Origin of the sequence: Alloscardovia macacae, assembly GCF_002259705.1 — a bacterium.
In the GTDB taxonomy this organism is placed as follows: domain Bacteria; phylum Actinomycetota; class Actinomycetes; order Actinomycetales; family Bifidobacteriaceae; genus Alloscardovia; species Alloscardovia macacae.
Genome location: NZ_MWWT01000001.1, coordinates 338,757 through 356,430, shown reverse-complemented (window position 1 = coordinate 356,430; position 17,674 = coordinate 338,757). Strand labels below are relative to the sequence as shown.

17 protein-coding genes are annotated in these 17,674 nt (G+C 55.7%); 12 read left to right on the top strand and 5 right to left on the bottom strand.

All coding sequences use genetic code 11. From position 1 onward, the window contains the following. Window positions 1-38: 38 nt before the first annotated feature. Together ALMA_RS01525 and ALMA_RS01520 are read right to left on the bottom strand one after the other, a co-directional pair. Complete coding sequence (locus ALMA_RS01525) at window positions 39-1,979, bottom strand: ABC-F family ATP-binding cassette domain-containing protein (protein WP_094726081.1); 1,941 nt, start codon at window positions 1,977-1,979, stop codon at window positions 39-41. Window positions 1,980-2,042: 63 nt separating this feature from the next. Further along, entirely contained in the window at window positions 2,043-2,774 is a 732-nt protein-coding gene (locus ALMA_RS01520) for a type 1 glutamine amidotransferase (RefSeq protein ID WP_094726080.1), read from the bottom strand. Window positions 2,775-3,219: 445 nt separating this feature from the next. On the opposite strand from ALMA_RS01520, the gene ALMA_RS01515 reads away from it, so the two are divergent. The 4 genes from ALMA_RS01515 to ffh all read left to right on the top strand — a co-directional run bounded on the left by ALMA_RS01515 (window position 3,220) and on the right by ffh (window position 7,431). Continuing rightward, window positions 3,220-3,693, top strand: coding sequence for a hypothetical protein (locus ALMA_RS01515; RefSeq protein WP_094726079.1), 474 nt, complete (start codon window positions 3,220-3,222; stop codon window positions 3,691-3,693). A 33-nt stretch (window positions 3,694-3,726) separates the two neighbouring features. After that, a complete protein-coding gene (locus ALMA_RS01510) occupies window positions 3,727-3,993 on the top strand; it encodes a hypothetical protein (protein WP_094726078.1) in 267 nt (88 codons plus the stop codon). Window positions 3,994-4,127: 134 nt separating this feature from the next. Beyond that, window positions 4,128-5,696, top strand: a complete 1,569-nt coding sequence (gene cysS / locus ALMA_RS01505) for a cysteine--tRNA ligase (RefSeq protein WP_094726077.1) — start codon at window positions 4,128-4,130, stop codon at window positions 5,694-5,696. Between the two features lie 37 nt (window positions 5,697-5,733). After that, the gene (gene ffh / locus ALMA_RS01500; RefSeq protein WP_094726076.1) at window positions 5,734-7,431 is read left to right on the top strand and encodes a signal recognition particle protein; all 1,698 of its coding nucleotides are present in this window, start codon (window positions 5,734-5,736) and stop codon (window positions 7,429-7,431) included. On the opposite strand, the gene ALMA_RS08120 is transcribed toward ffh, so the two are convergent. After that, complete coding sequence (locus ALMA_RS08120) at window positions 7,428-7,793, bottom strand: hypothetical protein (RefSeq protein ID WP_158520626.1); 366 nt, start codon at window positions 7,791-7,793, stop codon at window positions 7,428-7,430. The two genes, ffh and ALMA_RS08120, sit on opposite strands and share 4 nt — an antisense overlap. A gap of 26 nt (window positions 7,794-7,819) precedes the next feature. Between ALMA_RS08120 and ALMA_RS01490 the strand changes: the two genes are divergently transcribed. The 8 genes from ALMA_RS01490 (at window position 7,820) to trmD (ending at window position 14,269) form a co-directional block, all read left to right on the top strand. After that, window positions 7,820-8,836: an endonuclease/exonuclease/phosphatase family protein gene (locus tag ALMA_RS01490; RefSeq protein WP_158520625.1), complete on the top strand. Its 1,017-nt coding sequence runs from the start codon at window positions 7,820-7,822 to the stop codon at window positions 8,834-8,836. A gap of 36 nt (window positions 8,837-8,872) precedes the next feature. Further along, window positions 8,873-9,124, top strand: a complete 252-nt coding sequence (locus ALMA_RS01485) for a hypothetical protein (RefSeq protein WP_094726073.1) — start codon at window positions 8,873-8,875, stop codon at window positions 9,122-9,124. A 258-nt stretch (window positions 9,125-9,382) separates the two neighbouring features. Continuing rightward, complete coding sequence (locus ALMA_RS08020) at window positions 9,383-9,874, top strand: hypothetical protein (RefSeq protein ID WP_148140230.1); 492 nt, start codon at window positions 9,383-9,385, stop codon at window positions 9,872-9,874. Window positions 9,875-10,287: 413 nt separating this feature from the next. Beyond that, complete coding sequence (locus ALMA_RS01480; RefSeq protein WP_094726072.1) at window positions 10,288-11,541, top strand: ISL3 family transposase; 1,254 nt, start codon at window positions 10,288-10,290, stop codon at window positions 11,539-11,541. 532 nt (window positions 11,542-12,073) lie between these two features. Beyond that, on the top strand, window positions 12,074-12,514 hold the full coding sequence (gene rpsP / locus ALMA_RS01475; protein ID WP_086106701.1) for a 30S ribosomal protein S16: 441 nt from the start codon (window positions 12,074-12,076) through the stop codon (window positions 12,512-12,514). 2 nt (window positions 12,515-12,516) lie between these two features. After that, entirely contained in the window at window positions 12,517-12,750 is a 234-nt protein-coding gene (locus ALMA_RS01470; RefSeq protein WP_094726071.1) for an RNA-binding protein, read from the top strand. Next, window positions 12,737-13,366 (top strand): ribosome maturation factor RimM, encoded by a 630-nt coding sequence (rimM, locus tag ALMA_RS01465; RefSeq protein WP_094726070.1) that lies wholly within the window; start codon window positions 12,737-12,739, stop codon window positions 13,364-13,366. Before ALMA_RS01470 ends, rimM begins: the two co-directional genes overlap by 14 nt. A gap of 69 nt (window positions 13,367-13,435) precedes the next feature. Continuing rightward, complete coding sequence (gene trmD / locus ALMA_RS01460; protein ID WP_094726069.1) at window positions 13,436-14,269, top strand: tRNA (guanosine(37)-N1)-methyltransferase TrmD; 834 nt, start codon at window positions 13,436-13,438, stop codon at window positions 14,267-14,269. Here trmD and rsmD read toward each other — a convergent pair. Next, complete coding sequence (gene rsmD / locus ALMA_RS01455) at window positions 14,266-14,856, bottom strand: 16S rRNA (guanine(966)-N(2))-methyltransferase RsmD (RefSeq protein ID WP_094726068.1); 591 nt, start codon at window positions 14,854-14,856, stop codon at window positions 14,266-14,268. The two genes, trmD and rsmD, sit on opposite strands and share 4 nt — an antisense overlap. A 385-nt stretch (window positions 14,857-15,241) precedes the next feature. Then, window positions 15,242-17,587, bottom strand: coding sequence for an ATP-dependent DNA helicase RecG (locus ALMA_RS01445; RefSeq protein ID WP_094726066.1), 2,346 nt, complete (start codon window positions 17,585-17,587; stop codon window positions 15,242-15,244). Between the last annotated feature and the right edge of the window lie 87 nt (window positions 17,588-17,674).

The window sequence follows — 17,674 nt, the reverse complement described above, 5'->3', positions numbered from 1 at the left end:
AGCGGGGCGCGTACCCTCTGGTGCGCGCCCCGCGTCGTTTATCCTTCTACTATCTCGCTTTTCTCGAGCCATTCCGCTTCGAGAGCGCTGATTTCAGCCTGCACCGCGTCGCGCTGCTCGTTCAGCTTTCCGAGGCCCACGAAGTCGCTCGGATCCGCGGCCGCCATCTGCTCGTCTATCTTTTTTATTTCGTCTGCCAATTTATCCATTTTGCGCTCGATCGCACTCATGCGCTTGGACGCTTCATGCTTGGCTATGCGCTTGGCTTTCTCTTCTGCGGCGCTGAGCTGTGGAGCGGCATCCTCCTCCACGCCAGCATCACAGAGGACAGACTCACTGCCCGTACTCACGAGTCCACCAGAGATAGGATTATCCGGTACATCCTGGCCCTCGAGCAGGCGGAAGTAATCATCTACACCGCCTGGAAGGTGGCGTATCTTTCCGTCGAAAATGGCGAACTGGTGGTCGGTCACGCGCTCGAGCAGATACGCATCATGGGAGACGACTATCAGTGTGCCCGGCCAGGTGTCGAGCAAGTCTTCCATAACGGCCAGCATGTCTGTATCGAGGTCATTGCCAGGCTCATCCATAATGAGCACGTTCGGCTCGTCGAGCAGAATCAGCAGCAGCTGCATACGACGCTTCTGCCCGCCGGACAGGTCCGCGACCGGCGTCATGAGCTGCGCGGCCTCAAAGCCCAGACGTTCCATGAGCTGACCCGGGGTCGTCTCCTTACCGTCCACGATGTACGTCGGCTTATAGCGGCTGAGGACTTCCTTCACGCGGTACTTTCCGAGCGCTTCCAGCTCGTCGAGACGCTGCGAGAGAACGGCGAATTTCACCGTCTTACCGATGTTCACATGCCCGGCCGTCGGCGTGAGCGTGCCGTCGAGAATCTTCAGCAGCGTGGACTTTCCCACGCCATTCGCACCCACGATGCCGAAACGGTCTCCCGGGCCGATGAGCCACGTCACGTTATCCAGAATACGCTTTCCCGTCACCGTGCGCTGCTGAGGAACACCCTGCGCATCATCTTCGGTGATCTGCACACTCACCGAGTCTGGGGTCAGCTCATCCGCATTCTGCTCGTACACCTGAGTCACGTCGATGAGGTCCACGACCTGCTTTCCGAGGCGCGAGGTGGCCATGGCCTTAAGCTCCACGGTATTACGCGGTTCTGGCACATCGGCGATGAGTTCACGCGCAGCCTTCACGTGGAACTTCTGCTTCGTGGAGCGAGCGCGTGCACCACGAGTGAGCCACGCGAGCTCCTTCCGCGCGAGATTCCGACGCTTCGTCTCTGCCACATCCGCCTGGCGCTCACGCTCCACGCGCTGCATCATGTAAGCGGAGTATCCGCCTTCGAAGGGGTCGATGGTACCGTCATGCACTTCCCACATGCGCGTGCACACTTCGTCGAGGAACCAGCGGTCGTGGGTGACCACGAGAAGAGCGCCCGAGTTTGCTGACCAGCGTGACTTCAGGTGCGCGGCCAGCCAGTGAATAGTAGGCATATCCAGGTGGTTCGTCGGCTCGTCGAGCACGAGGATGTCCCAGTCTTTGAGCAGAAGGCGTGCGAGATCCACGCGGCGGCGCTGGCCACCGGAGAGCTGTCCCACAGTGGCATCCAGAGGAATATCCAGAAGAAGAGTCTCCACGATGCCGCGTGATGTGGCATCTGCTGCCCACTCGTACTCTTCGCGCCCCTCGAGAGCAGCTTCGCGTACCGTGGCAGCGTCATCCAGACTATCCCACTGATCGAGCATACCGAGAGTCAGACCACCGCGGCGCGTCACACGACCATCATCGATGCTCTGCGCTCCCGTGAGAATGTGCAGCAGCGTGGACTTTCCATCTCCGTTCTTACCCACGATGCCTATACGGTCGCCTTCTACGACGCCGAGAGTAACGTCACGAAAAATAGTCTTCGTGGCGAAGTCTAGGGACACATGTTCTAAGCCTATATCATGTACTGGCACGTATATTCCTCTGGGATTCTTTCTCTTCGTGGTAGGCCTATGGTGGTCTATAGTCAGGAGGGGTTAGTTCGCGAGCGCGCGGGCGTAACTCGCACAGCGTGCTGCGAACGCCGAAAACGTGGCATCTGCCACGCGGTGTATGCAGGCATCTTTCTGGGCGAAGTCGTCACGAATCTTCTTTATCTGCGACTTTTTCAGTCCTTCTACCATGGCTGGCGTACTGAGCCACTGCTCGAGGATAGCTGGAGACACTTCGAGATGATACTGCAGACCGAGAGCAGAGCCATACGCGAAAGCCTGCACTTTCGTTACATCTGTCTTCGCTATAACCGTAGCACCGTCCGGCACCGATATCACGTCATTATGCCAGTGAAGCACATCCATCCCCTCCGAGTCGAGGGGAGCATACTCGTGACGGTTCACTCGCTCTATGTGCCCGAAGCCTATCTCTGGCTCTTTTCCCTTCTTCAGCTTTCCACCTAAAGCTGCGGCTATAATCTGGTGGCCGAGGCACACACCCAGCACTGGCTTGCTCGCCTCTACGGCAGCCTTCACGAGCTTATGCTCAGCTTTCAAACCTGGGTAGTCGTCAAAGTCTAGTGCCCCCATGGGGCCTCCCATAACCACGAGGCCACAGTATTCACTCGCCTTCGGAAGTTCTGGCTTCTTCTGATCGAGTATGGTCAGGATACGCGTAGGAATGCCCGCTTCTTCGAGCGACTCCTGGATACGTCCTGGACGCTCCCATTCAGCGTGCTGCAGAATCAGGACATATGGCGTAGAAGATTCAGTCATAGTATCTATTCTGCCACGCGGGGCGTAACAGGGGCGTTACGGGGGGCAGCGGAGGCGGAGCTTATGGAAAATCCGGTATCGAACATGGAGCACTCTGGAGCACTACTATGTAAAGATTCTTCCTATAAAACGCCTTCTATGTATACCTTCTATACATAGTAATTATGCCACTTTTACAGAGAGATGTGTGCTAAAATAGTGCCATGGAGAATGAGGTTCATCCGGAGATATATCAGTCCCGGATTTCCATCCCTTTCGCACCGACGGGGATACACACAGACGTGGTGTCAGCGACTGCCACCACAGCCTTACGTAGTGCCATTTTCCATACCACCACTACTAAAAACCGTGTAGCATCGCAGCTCCACGGAGATTGGAGAAAATAATGAAAAATAGAGGGGGAGGAATCAGCACACTGAGTGTACTTATAGTAGTACTCTCGTTCATGATTCCACAGAACGCCTTTGCAGCAGATACCGTTACTTATAACGGCAGAGTGATTCCTGCGCATCTAGGACTTACCATCACTCATGGAGAAAAGGAGGATGGATTCACCATAGATCTCTCGAAGTATGAGATTCATGGGGACACCATCTCCATCGACCCAGAGACTCTCGAAGTAACCTCGTACTATACAGATTTCAGTGCACGTACTAGTGCATCTCGAGGATGCACAGATAGTAATGCCGCGTGCTGGACAAGCGGGACTGCACTAGGAGACATGCAGTTTAGTGGTACGGGTCTTTTGAAAGGAAACTGGCCGAATAGGGATTCTTTCTCCACAGGCGACAAGTGGGCGAATATTACTTTCATGTACCACGGCAAGCTCAAGTCAGTGAACGCTATGCCACCACATTCTCGCGCAGTAAACATATTTGGCGAAGGTTCTGACGGCAAATCCGTCCACCGCTACGCATAACACACATCCACAAACAAAGAAAGGAACAGAAAAATGAAAAAGAAGACACTCAGCGTCTTTGCGGTCATGGGGGTGATTATATTCTCGTCCCTTATACCGCAGACTGCTATGGCTGAAGAAGGCATTATGTATAATGGCCATCTCATTAAGCCTCATCCGGGTCTGACTATTATTCATACGCCGACTGGAGATACCTGGAGCATCGACCTGTCTAAGTATGAACTTCACGGAAACACGATAGCTATAGATGAAGAGACTCTCGATGTCATTTCCTACCAGGATGACTCACTGACTCGCTAAATCTATGGTGAAACTTTCATAGTTTCTGAGAAACCACCACGCGAGTGGCGGTACATGCTTTTCTCTGTAGCGTGTACCGCCACTCGCATTTCTCCCCCGCGCCCCTGTCGCTCCACGCTAATAATCTGGACTCTATGACGAACACGATATCCCCAGCAGCAGGCGCGCTGAAAGTGTATAACACCGCCACGCACAGCATTATCCCGTTCGAACCTCTTCGCGAGGGCCACGTGGGTATGTATGTGTGTGGTGCCACTGTGCAGAGTTCCCCTCATGTGGGACATTTACGTGCTGCTGTGGCGTTCGACATTATCCGCCGCTGGTTCATGAAGCTCGGCTATGAAGTCACCTTCGTCCGTAATGTCACGGATATCGATGATAAGATTCTCGATAAGTCTGCCACTGCTGGCCAGCAGTGGTGGCAGCGTGCGTACATCTACGAGCGCGAGTTTACCCATGCGTACGAGCTCCTCGGCGTTCTCGCGCCGACGTATGAGCCGCGTGCCACCGGCCACGTTCCAGAGATGGTCGAGCTCATTCAGCGTCTCATAGCCCGCGGTCACGCATACGTGGTGCAGAATCCAGACGGCACTCCTTCTGGGAATGTCTACTTTAGCGTTCCGAGCTGGCCTCAGTATGGTGAGCTGACTCACCAGGAGACGGGTACGCTTTCCGCCTCAGACGCCACCTCCACCACGGAATCCGCCGCCCCATCCGTAGATAAAGCCGGCGCGGATAAGTATAATCCTGTGGACGCAGCAGACCTCTCGGAGGATAAGCACTCTCCGCGCGACTTCGCTCTCTGGAAGGCTCCGAAGGATACGGATCCGCTCAGCGCTCGCTGGGATACACCGTTCGGCCCTGGCCGTCCAGGCTGGCACATCGAGTGCTCGGCCATGAGCCATAAGTATCTCGGCGACGAGTTTGACATTCATGGCGGCGGTTTGGATCTGCGCTTCCCGCACCACGAGAATGAGGTGGCACAGTCGCACGCTGCTGGCTGGGGTTTCGCTCAGGTGTGGATGCATTCGGCGTGGGTGACGCAAAAGGGCGAGAAGATGAGTAAGTCGCTCGGTAACGGCCTGAGCTTGGAGAACGTGCTGGAGGGCTACACGCCGTGGATGGTACGTTTCGCGCTCGGCAGCGTTCAGTATCGTTCGATGCTCGAGTGGGGAGACCAGACTCTGGATGAGGCGAAGGCTGCGTATGAGCGCATCACCGGCTTCCTCGAGCGCGCGTCAGCCGCGCTCTCTCAGGCCGGACGCGCGCTTCCTGAGGCAGATGCTTCTGCAGACGAGCTTCCTGAGCAGTTCGTGAAGGCTATGAACGAGGACTTTAACATTCCTGGTGCGCTCGGCAGCATCTTCAGCACCGTTCGTGAGGGCAATTCTTCTCTCGCTTCGGCAGACCTCGACGAGGTGGCACACGCTCTGCGCAGCGTGCGCAGTATGCTCGATGTCCTCGGACTCGACCCACTGAACGCGCAGTGGAGTGGTGCTAGTGGAAGAATTGACACAGAAGAAAGCTCAGCAGACCATGCAGCGCTCGACGCTCTCGTGCGCGCGCAGCTGGACGCACGAGCAGCGGCACGCGCATCTAAAGATTTTGCACAGGCTGACGCCATCCGCGATGCGCTGAACGCAGCAGGTATTACTATAGAAGACGGTCCGCACGGATCGACATGGACACTGACTCGTTCCTAAGGACGAGACGGAACGAGCGACGAAAGATTAAGGACTTATGGCTACATTTAGTTCTCTGACCGACCGCCTCTCGAGCGCATTTAAGAACCTGCGCTCGAAGGGAAAGCTCTCGGAAGCAGACATAGACGGCACCATCCGCGAGATACGCCGCGCACTGCTGGACGCGGACGTCGCAGTGGACGTGGTACGCGCCTTTACGGGACGTATCCGCGAGCGCGCACTCGGAGCGGAAGTCAGCGACGCGCTGAACCCAGCTCAGCAGGTCGTCTCCATCGTCCACGAGGAGCTTACAGCCATCCTCGGCGCGGGCGTGGACCGTCCGCTGAACTTCGCGAAGAACCCTCCTACCATCATCATGCTGGCAGGTCTGCAGGGTGCCGGTAAGACCACTCTGGCCGGAAAGCTCGGCTACTGGCTGAAGGATGCGGGACACACGCCGCTGCTCGTGGCAGCAGATCTCCAGCGCCCGAACGCCGTAACCCAGCTCGAGGTCGTGGGTGAGCGTGCAGGCGTGCCTGTCTTCGCTCCAGAACGCGGTGTCTCGTCAGAAGCCGTATCCGCAGGTCTGGCTACCCCTGGCACGGACGCGGGCGACCCAGTCCAGGTAGCACGCGATTCCATCGACTTCGCACGTCAGAAGATGTATGACACGGTCATCATCGATACGGCGGGTCGTCTCGGCATCGATGAGGAGCTTATGGCTCAGGCGCGCAGCATCCGCGACGCTGTCCAGCCAGATGAGATTCTCTTCGTCATCGACGCCATGATAGGTCAGGATGCGGTGACTACCGCGAAGGCCTTCGACGAAGGCGTGGACTTTACGGGCGTGGTGCTTTCGAAGGTGGATGGTGACGCGCGTGGTGGTGCGGCATTATCCGTGGCCAGCGTCACCGGTAAGCCTATCCTCTTCTCTTCGACTGGTGAGGGCTTGAAGGACTTCGAAGTCTTCCACCCAGACCGCATGTCCTCGCGCATTCTGGACATGGGTGATATCCTCACCCTCATCGAGCAGGCGCAGAAGCAGTTTGACGAGCAGCAGGCGCGTGAAGCCGCCGCGAAGATGTCCGAAGGTACGTTCGGACTGGATGACTTCCTCGAGCAGCTGCAGCAGGTGCGTAAGCTCGGCTCGATGAAGTCTCTGCTGGGCATGATTCCTGGCATGGCTGCGCATCGTAAGGAGCTCGAGCAGCTCGACGAGCGCGAGATAGACCGTACGGAGGCCATCATCCGCTCCATGACTCCTGCTGAGCGCCGTGATCCTTCCATTATTAATGGCTCTCGCCGCGCGCGCATCGCCTACGGTTCGGGCGTCACCGTCACGCAGGTGAATGGTCTTCTGCAGCGCTTCGAGCAGGCTGCGAAGATGATGAAGCGCATGGGCGGTTCCACCGGTATCCCAGGATTTGGCGGTGCCATGGGCATGGGCGCTCCTGCAGCAAACTCCCGCAAGGGGAAGAAGCTGAAGGCCGCGCAGAAGAAGAAGGCGAAGGGTAAGAGCGGTAATCCTATGAAGCGCGCCCAGGAGGAGCAGGCTTTGCGCGACCGTTTGGCCGGGAAGGGCTCTGGTGCGGCCGGCGCTTCTGGATCAGGCGCGGGGGCGGCGCAGGGCGCGTCCTTTATGAAGCAGCCGGGTGCTGGCGCTGCTGGCGCGGGTCTTCCTGGCGGTCTGCCGGACGGTATGCCGCAGCTTCCAGAAGGCTTCGGCGGATTAGGAAATCTGCTTGGCCGGAACTAAGCGTTCTGGCGCTTCGCGAGGCTCATCCGGCGGGCGGGCCTCGTCACGAGCGTCATCACGAGCCTCATCGCTATCATCGTCCGAAGCGCGCGCACGGAACGCGAAACGCGAGAAGGCAGCACGTGCTTCTCAGCGTGCAGACCTCCTCGAGCGTGCTGGAGCGCCCACGCGAATGGCTTCTCGAGCATCGTCTCGGACGGCTTCCGTGTCATCGCGAAAGCCGTCATCTCGAAAGCCGTCGTCGCAAAAGCCGTCGTCGCGAAAACTATCGCGCGGTTCCGCGCGTTCGACGCGATTCTCTCAGTCTCGTGCCCATCCGCGCGCATCATCTCAGTCTCGTGCCCATCCGCGCACGCGCTCACGCTCTCAGCTTCACCGGAGGTCGCCCATGATTCTCACTGCTGTCCTCTGGACCGCTCTGGCTCTTACCGCCGTCTGGATGCTGCTGCGCTACCTGCCCGTGTCCGTGGATGCCACGTACCCTCTGCCTTACCTGAATGCGCTAACCCCGCTTCTGGCCGCCCCGCTCGTGGTTCTCGCGGTTCTGGCCGCCGCGTCGCACCGCCCGGGCGCATTCTGGACTGCGGCTGTGCTGCTCGCCGTGCATCTGCTCTGGGCGCTCACTTTCTGGCTTCCACTTCCTTCTGCCGTCCTGTCCGCGCTGGGATCGCCGCGTCAGTCCGCGCAGACGAGCGTATCGTCTGGTTTTTCTGGCCAATTTTCCGTCATGACCGTGAATGTCATGCATGGACGCGCAGATGCGAGCGCGATACTCCACCAGGCGAAACTTCTCGGCGTGGATGTTCTCGCCGTTCAGGAAGTGAATGATTCTTTCGTGGAGCGTTTTCATTCCGAAGGCGCGCTGACCGTTTTCCCTCACGAGCAGCTCGGAGAGAAAACTCATCATGATAATGCCGGATATAATGCGCTCTGGTCTCGTCTTCCTGTGGCTGAGGCATCGGGGGCTCTACTCGAGGGCATGGGGTCGAACACTCCTGTCATGACCGTATCTGTGGGCTCTGAGCAGGTGCGCATCGTATCTGCTCATCCGTATTCTCCTCATCGCAGCCTCGCCCAGTGGCACAGTGACATCGCTACTCTGGGCGAGCTGGCAGGCAGTGGGCCTGCCGCAGCGAGTATCCCTACCGTAGTGATGGGAGATCTGAACTCGAGCACGTTCCACCCTGTGTTCCGTTCCGTGGTAGACGCTGGACTTCTGGACTCATCACTCGAGCTACACGCTGGCCCTCATACCACATTCCCCGCATCGTGGGCGCTCATGCCGCCAGTTATCGAGATAGACCACGTCCTCCATACGCGCGAACTCGTGGCCACCTCTGTCCAGACTGTACAGATACCCCGCACAGACCATAAAGCACTCATCTCCACTCTCCAGTGGAAGTAACTTTTTATCCTCCTCGACATCAGAAAGGCCCCTACCATGGCACAGAAGAAAAACACAGCACAGTACAGTGAAGAGTGGGATTACACCCACCCATCCGGAGTGCGTGCCCACGTGGCACGCTACGCGCGAAAGTCCACTTTCGCCGTCACGTTCTCGCGCGCCGATGGCCTGAAGCTCACGAATGGTGACTACGAGCTGAAGACAGACAGCTCCTTTATCCCGCACAGCATCGTGGACAGTATCATCGCAGATGACATCGCTGCAGCACAGCGCGCAGCGAAGCATTAAAATCGCTAAGAATCCCAGTATCTTCACGGCGTGTCGCGTATGGGCGATGCGCCGTTATTTATTTGACATTACAAATCTTATATGATATGTTACTCTACTAACACTATTTTCACAGTTGATTATAGTGGCGTTTCCTTTCCTAGAAAGGAGGCACAGAAGATGAGCCAGAGAAGGATTCGCATAAGTATAAGTCTAATGATGTCTATTTGCTTATTCTTTATTTGTGCAAGCGGGTGCGGGAACAGACATCCAGTATCCATGCATAGTCACGGCAGTACTGATACAGGTAAAATACATAGACCGAAAAAAGAGTTCACAGTCAATACACTACGTGAGCAACTTCTTAACTCTCCAAATGTCGGATACGCTATCGAGAACGAGCTAGCTTCAGGCAGCTTGAAAGGAGGAGGACGTCTCAATTTTACACATAATTCCATCACTGATGACGAGAGCTACAGTGTAACTATCCTATGTCGCTATGGGACAGCTAATTTCCATGTAGGACTATCAAACAACCATCTCGATTATCATGAAATGTATATGCGAGAAGGATGCGGAAAAGGTTCTACCACAGAAGCAAGTGAAACCATTTCGTTTCCTAGAACTATGTTTCCAGATGCATCAGCACTTGTAGTCAAGGCAAACGACGAGGTAGAGATCATAGCTATCGTCTTCAAAACTCGCACTACAGAGTATCAACGTGAATCTATCAAAAAGCACGATATCCCTGAACTCTCTAGTAAGAGTTAGAAATTTTTACCAAAATCACATTCCCACAAAACACGAGAAGAAAGAGCTAAAATGTCAGTATCATGCAGAAAAAGGAATTTCATATTCTACGCAATAATTTCTTTCCTCCTAGTTTCTTTATCCACGATAGGAACCATACCAGTTCACGCGCAAGAACGATCCTGTCCCGAACTAGGAACTCATGAAAATATTATCAATGTTAAACGGCTCTTCTCATTTTGGTGTGTATGAGTGTTTACGGGAGTGGGGGTTGGGGTTTGTAGAGACCGTGCTGTTTTATGTGATATGTGAACAAAAAAATAATAAAATCAGCACGGTCCATTACGAAGTTTACCCCATGTAGTGTCGATAGTCTACTGGGGTTAGACCAGATAGGGTTAGAAGCATTAGGTCAAGCATTTATCCGAGGCGGGATGCGTGCTGGTTTATGGGTTATTGATTGCCAGAAAACTCAGCGTGATCGAGCGTGTGGAGTGTGTGGTTGTCTCGAGCCCCGTATTCGTAGTTCTCGTATACGGTGGATTACTCACACGCCTATAGGTCAGTGTGGTGTAGTACTGCGTATCCGAGTTCGTTTGTATGAGTGCGTGCATTGCTGGTCGACATGGAGTGAAAACCTCGATAGGGTTGCTGCTCCTGGACGTCAACTCTCGTTCGCTGCCATCTGGTGGGCTATAGCAGAAATCTCGTGGAAATCGAAAAGTATACGCGCGTGCGCGTTAGATTTGTATTGCTCGTGGGTCACGGTGAATACGGCTGTATTAGAAACAACAGACAGCATTCTGGTTACAGACCCTACACGATTAGACGGGGTGAGAGTCTTAGGTGTTGATGAACACGTGTGGCGTCATACATCTACGGGTAGCCGCTATGTGACTGTTCTTGTGGACTTAACCGGGTTGCGTAGTGGCAAAAGTGCGCGCTTGCTCGATATGATAGAGGGGCGTAGTGAGCATGTGGTCAGCTCGTGGCTTGCTGGCCAGTCGCGTGCTTTTCGCGATAATATTCAGGTCGTGGCTATGGACGCGTTTACAGGTTTTAAGAACGCGTCTGCAGCTCAGCTTCCTCACGCGTGTGACGTCATGGACCCGTTCCACGTTGTTAAACTCGCAGCTGATAAAGTCTCTCAGGTACGCTGCCGACTCCAACGCGAAGAAACAGGCCAGCGAGGAACAAAAAATGACCCGTTATATCGGCATCGTAGAAGCCTTTTAAAAAGCCAATGGTTACGTACCGACAAACAAGCCCTCGCAGTTAAAAAACTCTTAGATGCGTATCCCTCGTTGAAACTCGCGCATGATGTATACCAGCGTATTATTGACTGTTACCGTGAGAAAAACCGGAAGAAAGCACGTCGCGCTCTGCGTGAACTGATCGATGCTCTCGCTCAGAAAGGGAGCAGCCCACACTGCCCGGAACTTGCTACTCTTGGTCGTACTCTTGCTAAACGCCGTGACGATGTTTTAGCGTATTTCACGTTTGCGAAATCCAGTAACGGTCCCACCGAAGCCATTAACGGTAGACTCGAAACCCTGCGAGGAATCGCGTTAGGCTTTAGACAGCCAGAAAACTATCGACTCAGAAGCCTTCTCCACTCTGGAGGATTCACACAAACCATCCGAGCACACATCCACACCACACTCCACACCCCATACACACAAAAATGAGAAGAGCCTGTTAAACCTATATTTATCTCAGGATCTTTAGGAAGGCGCTGGGTATCCCCAGGCCAAAAATACTCTGCTACATTAGGTACTACTATTACAGCAAGTGGTACTGTTAATGGTTCTGCAGATGTCCAATTTTTAAGCTTTGCTAAAGCTCAACTAGGTGTCACTCTCTCCACTAGCTACACTTTTAATGCTAGCGAAACCTTCGAATGGATCAATAATTCAAATGAAACGAAGTGGGCGGAAATTGGATTCCGAGGTTACGAATTTGATTATAAACGTTATAGAATAGTTTCACCATGCCGAGTAACAAACCTTATTCAACGCCATGCTAAGATGACGACAAAAGAGATATGGCTAAACCATAACTAATGCCGCGTGTTATCGAGCCATTCGTATATGATGGAAAGCGTTATCTGCGTATGGTGGCGCCCTCACATCCACTATGCGCGGGGTACACGTTTATCACTGAATTCGTGCCCCACACGGATGACGTGATGAACACCCTTATGATACAAGGAGAGCCATCTTGGCAACTAAGATTCGTTTGAAGCGTTTCGGTAAGAAGTTCTACGCATTCTACCGCGTAGTCGTCGCAGATTCTCGCGTAAAGCGCGACGGTAAGGCTATCGAAGAGATCGGTATTTACGATCCTAACAAGCAGCCTTCCCTCATTCAGATTGACTCTGAGCGCGCTCAGTACTGGCTTGGCGTCGGCGCACAGCCATCCGAGCCTGTTCTGAACCTGCTGAAGATTACCGGTGACTGGCAGAAGTTTAAGGGCCTGCCAGGCGCTGAAGGTACTCTGCGTACCGCAGAAGACGGTCCAGATGCAGCTGCTCGCATTGAGGCTGCAGAGAATGAAGCTCAGAAGCTGAAGGCTGCAAAGTCCGAAGCTGCTGCGAAGGCTAAGGCTGAAGAAGAAGCAGCTGCTGAAGCTCCAGCAGAGACAGAAGCAGAGGCTGAGTAATCATGCTGACTGAAGCGGTAGAGCATTTGATTAAGAACATCGTGGATTTTCCTGATGATGTTTCTGTAAAGTCTCATGACAGCGCTCGTGGCGAGCACATTCGTGTACGCGTGAATCCTGAAGACATCGGTCGTGTCATCGGCCGCCAGGGCCGGACGGCATCCGCCATCCGCACCGTGGTGCAGGCCATCTCTGACCATAATGTACGAGTGGATATCATCGATGCGCGCCGCTGATTCTACGCAGGCAGACCCTCAGCAGCTCACGCTCCTGAGGGTCTGTCGTATAGGACGAGCACAGGGACTGAAGGGGGAGGTGAATGTACGCCTCTTCACGGATGACCCTGTGCGTCGTTTCGCTCCCGGCTCCACTCTTCTCACGCGCGACGGCCGCGAGTTCGTCGTCCTGAAGTCGCGTAATTATAAGAGCCGCTGGATTATCCTCTTCGAAGGCATCACTGATAGGAACGCCTCAGAAGAGTTAAATGGTATAGACTTATTCATCCCGAAGGACGCGCCTGAAGACGCTCCAGACGAGGATATGGACGCAGATGGGGACGACGAAGGCTGGTATCTCAGTGACCTCGTGGGCCTCGAAGTCCTCGCCGTGGATGATCCTGACGCTGCTCGCGCTGCAGATTATGACGGTGTCGAAGCGCATCTCATCGCTACTGTGTCTGCAGTGCTGAATAATACCGCGCAGGACCTCCTCGAGCTGAAGCTCACCGATGAGGAAGGCCATCCTACAGGTAAGACTGCTCTTCTTCCTTTCGTCGAGGCCATCGTGCCTATCGTGGACGTGGACGAAGGCTACATTCTCACGGACCCACCTGCCGGCCTTCTCGACCTGTAATTTTTTTCCCCCCCTTCCTGTAAGCCCCGCGACGCCCACACACACCACACCATACAGAGGTACTCCCCCGTGCTCATAGACATCGTGTCTGTCTTTCCTGAATACTTCGACGTTCTGAACCTCAGCCTGCTCGGAAAGGCTCAGGAGAAGGGGCTTCTCGAGTTTCGCGTGCATAATCTGCGCGACTGGACGCACGACGTCCACCACAGCGTGGACGACACTCCGGTGGGCGGTGGCGCGGGCATGGTCATGAAGCCGGAAGTCTGGGCTCAGTGCCTGGACGACTTGCTGGACATTCCTCCTCTCGAGGATATCGCACAGGCAGATGAGCAGACGTCAGAAAAGCGTGGCTCGAATGCCATCCTCGTCTTCCCGAATCCTTCTGCTCCCACCTTCACCCAGAAGGACGCCACGGAGCTCAGCCATGCAGACCACCTCGTCTTCGGCTGTGGCCGTTATGAAGGCTATGATGGCCGTCTGCCAGCCTACTACGCGGCTCAGGGCTTTGACGTGCGCGAGTATTCCATAGGAGATTATGTCTTAAATGGCGGCGAAGTGGCGGTCTCTGTCATGGTCGAGGCTACCACGCGTCTGCTCGATGGTTTCATGGGAAACCATGACTCCATCGTCGAAGAGTCCTACACGGGCTCAGAAGGCCTACTCGAGCACCGTCAGTACACGAAGCCGGCGTCGTGGCGTGGTATGGATGTGCCGGAGATTTTGCTGAGCGGCCATCATGCGAATATCGACCGTTTCCGCCGTGACGAAGAACTACGCCGTACGAGCGCCATCCGTCCGGATATCATCGCGCGTTTAGACTGCCGCGCGCTGGATAAGAAGGACCGTAAATTCCTCATGGAGCTCGGCTGGGAGGTCAGCGGCGAGCATCCTGTCCGCCGCTAGGACTCCTGCTTTTTCTGGATATAGAAGACGGCCGTTTCGCCGTAATCCTTCTGCAGGTAGATCTCATACCCGTCCGGCACGCTGATATCCTCGGTGCGCACAGACCGCTCCACCATCATGACACCGTCATCCGCCAGTACAGCCGTCATATCGCGAATCTGCGCGTTCACTGCGTCCGTCGGCACAGCGTACGGCGGATCCATAAAGACTACGTCGGCGCGCGGCGCTGAGTCCGCATTTTCCGCCAGCTTCGCGGTATATTTTTCTGCTTTTGTCCGGACAATTTTCACCGCCACCTGCCGCACGTCTGGCCCCTTGAGACCTCGGGCAGTCTGTGCGATGAGTGCCGCTATCGTCGCATCCGCTTCCACGAAGGTCACCGACTGAGCACCGCGGCTCAGAGCTTCGAAGCCTAGTGCTCCCGTACCGGCATAGATATCCACCACACGTGCGCCATCGAGCATGCCAGTAGCGTCGAGATGGGAGAAGATAGCTTCCTTCGTCCTATCCGTCGTCGGCCTCGTGGTCGATGCATTCTTCGGAGTTTTAATCTCCTGATTCTTAAATCTACCGGCTATAATGCGCATATGTCTAACGTAGCATATCTGTACTATCATTTCCGTAGCGCAGTACAGATACTCACCACGCTGAGAATACAAAGAGCCACTCCACTAAGAAGAAATACACCCACCTGAGCGAGAGGGATATTCGTCCCCGAACCAAGGAGTACCAGGCTGAGGTATCCACAGTAGTGTGCACACAGAAGAGCTATGAACCAGATTTTCTGCGTTCTCCTCGCCTCTGTAGCGCACGTGCTCAGCACAGCAGCCATAAGACAGAGGAAAAAGACCGTAGACATACCTAGACGAATCAGATACGCATTCAGTTCAGTTTTATCGTATCGTCTCCTTATCATCCGCTCTAGGGAAATAATTGACATACATTCTAGTCGTTTTTAACGCACCACGCCACTCAGGAGCTCTTCAGATACTCTGCCGTCTCGCGCATAAAGTCGAGAGCCGCGCCGCTCAGCTGCGGATAGATGCCCAGCTGTGCATCCGTCTTCATGAGTTCCTCAGCGTCATCGCGAGCTTTCATAATCACGTCTGCATCCTGTACCACGCGCAGCAGCCTAAAGGATGTGGCCAGACCCGACTGCGAGTCACCCAGCACATCACCAGCACCGCGCAGCTCGAGATCCGCCTGCGCGATGACGGCTCCATCCAGCGAGCTTTCTATCACCTTCAGACGTTCCTCAGCCACACTTCCTGGCTCGGCATGATGCACGAGGAAAGCCCAGGACTTCGTCCCGCCACGCCCCACGCGCCCACGCAGCTGATGTAGCTGCGAAAGTCCGTAATGATCCGCATCAAAGATAATCATGCAGCTCGCCTCTGGCACATCCACACCTACCTCGATGACCGTCGTGGACACGAGTACAGGCGCATCTCCCGAGGAGAAGCGCTCCATCACAGCATTCTTCGTCTCGTCATCATCGCGTCCAGTCAGCGTCTGAATCTCTATCCCGTCGAATTGAGGAAGAGCACGCAGACGCTGAGCCATCTCAGTCACGGCATGCAGTGGACGCTTCTGAGTAGCTTCCACTGGCTCGCCTGTCTGCGGGTCGAAAAGCGCTCCGGTGAACGCATCCATTCCCTCGTCCGGCTGCTCGTCTTCATCGATGCGTGCGCACACGATGTACACGCGCTCCCCCGCGTCTATGCGCTGGCGCGCATGAAGGAAGACCTTGCGCATAGTCGCACCATCATCCTCCTGCACGAGGACAGTCCGGATGGGTTGACGGCCTCCAGGAAGCTCCGTAAGCCACGATATATCGAGGTTTCCGAACCACGTCATGGCAGCTGAGCGCGGGATAGGTGTAGCCGTCATGACGAGCATGTGCGGTACTTTTCCTTCCTCATTTACCTCGGAACGCAGCACTTCACGCTGCTCCACGCCGAAGCGATGCTGCTCATCGATGACAGCCACCGCGAGATGTGGCGCCTGGAAGGAGCGCGAGAAGGCAGCGTGCGTGGCCACGACGATGCACGGCACACCGGAGGCTGGAATGGCCAGAGCTCGGCGACGCTCGGCGAGCTTCATCCCACTCTGTAGGAGCACCACAGGCACGCTGGCCAGACCCGCGTCTGCGAGCAGATGCGTGATACTGGACACATGCTGCTGTGCGAGCACCTGCGTCGGCGCTACGATGACCGCCTGCTTTCCTGCTCCCACAGCCTGAAGCAGAGCACACAGAGCCACGAGCGTCTTTCCCGAGCCCACTTCGCCCTGTAGCAGCCGGCTCATCGGCTTTCCCGAAGTCATATCCCGCGTAATCTCGCGAATCACGTCCTGCTGGCCACCCGTCAGCTCGAATGGCAGCGAGCTGACGAGCCGCTCCACCATCGCCTCCTCGTCCACGCAGACGTACGCGTCTGCGGAGGCATTATCCTCGCGCATCTGCACCATGGCCACCTGGGAGACGAGCGCTTCCTCATAGCGCAGCGTCTCGAGCGCCTTCCCGAAGTCCGCTTCGGAGCGCGGCACGTGCATAGCGAGGAGAGCGTCCGCTTTATGAAGCAGCTTGCGGTCTTCACGCACGCTTTCTGGGATGACGTCCGGTATAGCGGCGGCGAGCGCGTCGCGGTCGATAATAGTCTCCGACGCTGCATCCTCGTCCGATCCGCTCTGTGCATGCGCTCCCGTCAGCGCGCGCAGGAGGTCTACTATCGTCTCGTGGATATGCTCGGAGGAGATGGAAGAATTGGCATGATAGCGCGGCTGCGGACGGCTCAGCAGGTCGAGCGCTTCCTCGAGCGTGTCGCTGTAGCCGCTCGTACGGTCGGCCGTCTGCTCGTCGCGCACGATGCTCGTCTTCGGATGCGTGAACTGCACCTGCCCCGCGAACTCGCTCGGCGCGCCCTGCACCGCGAGCCGCACGCCGCGGTAGAACCTGCTTTTCAGATAGCTGATGTAGTAGCTTTTATAGCTGAAGTAGGTCAATTTCACCGCGCTCTTCGCACCGTCTCCATCTTCCGCGTCATTCGGTACTATGGTGACTTCGAGGCGTGTGCCGCCGCGGGAGATGGAGCTCTCACGCGTATAGGCCACGACGCCACTGATCACGACCGGCTCGCCGAGCTTCACGTCAGCGATGTTTTTCACCGGCATACGCTCAGTCACGCGGAAAGGAAAGTAATGGAGCGCGTCCTCTACCGTGATCACACCCAGCTTTTTCAGCGCGCTGATGCGCCGCTTATTCGTGAGGATGCTCGCCAGGGCTGTCTGGAGTGTGACTGCTGGGGTGGTCTCCGTCATGCTGGTCTCCTGTCCTCTTTGCATGGGTGTGGGTCTTCTCTCTAGCATACTCACAGGAGTCGCTTTTACTGAAAGGCAGCTTCATCT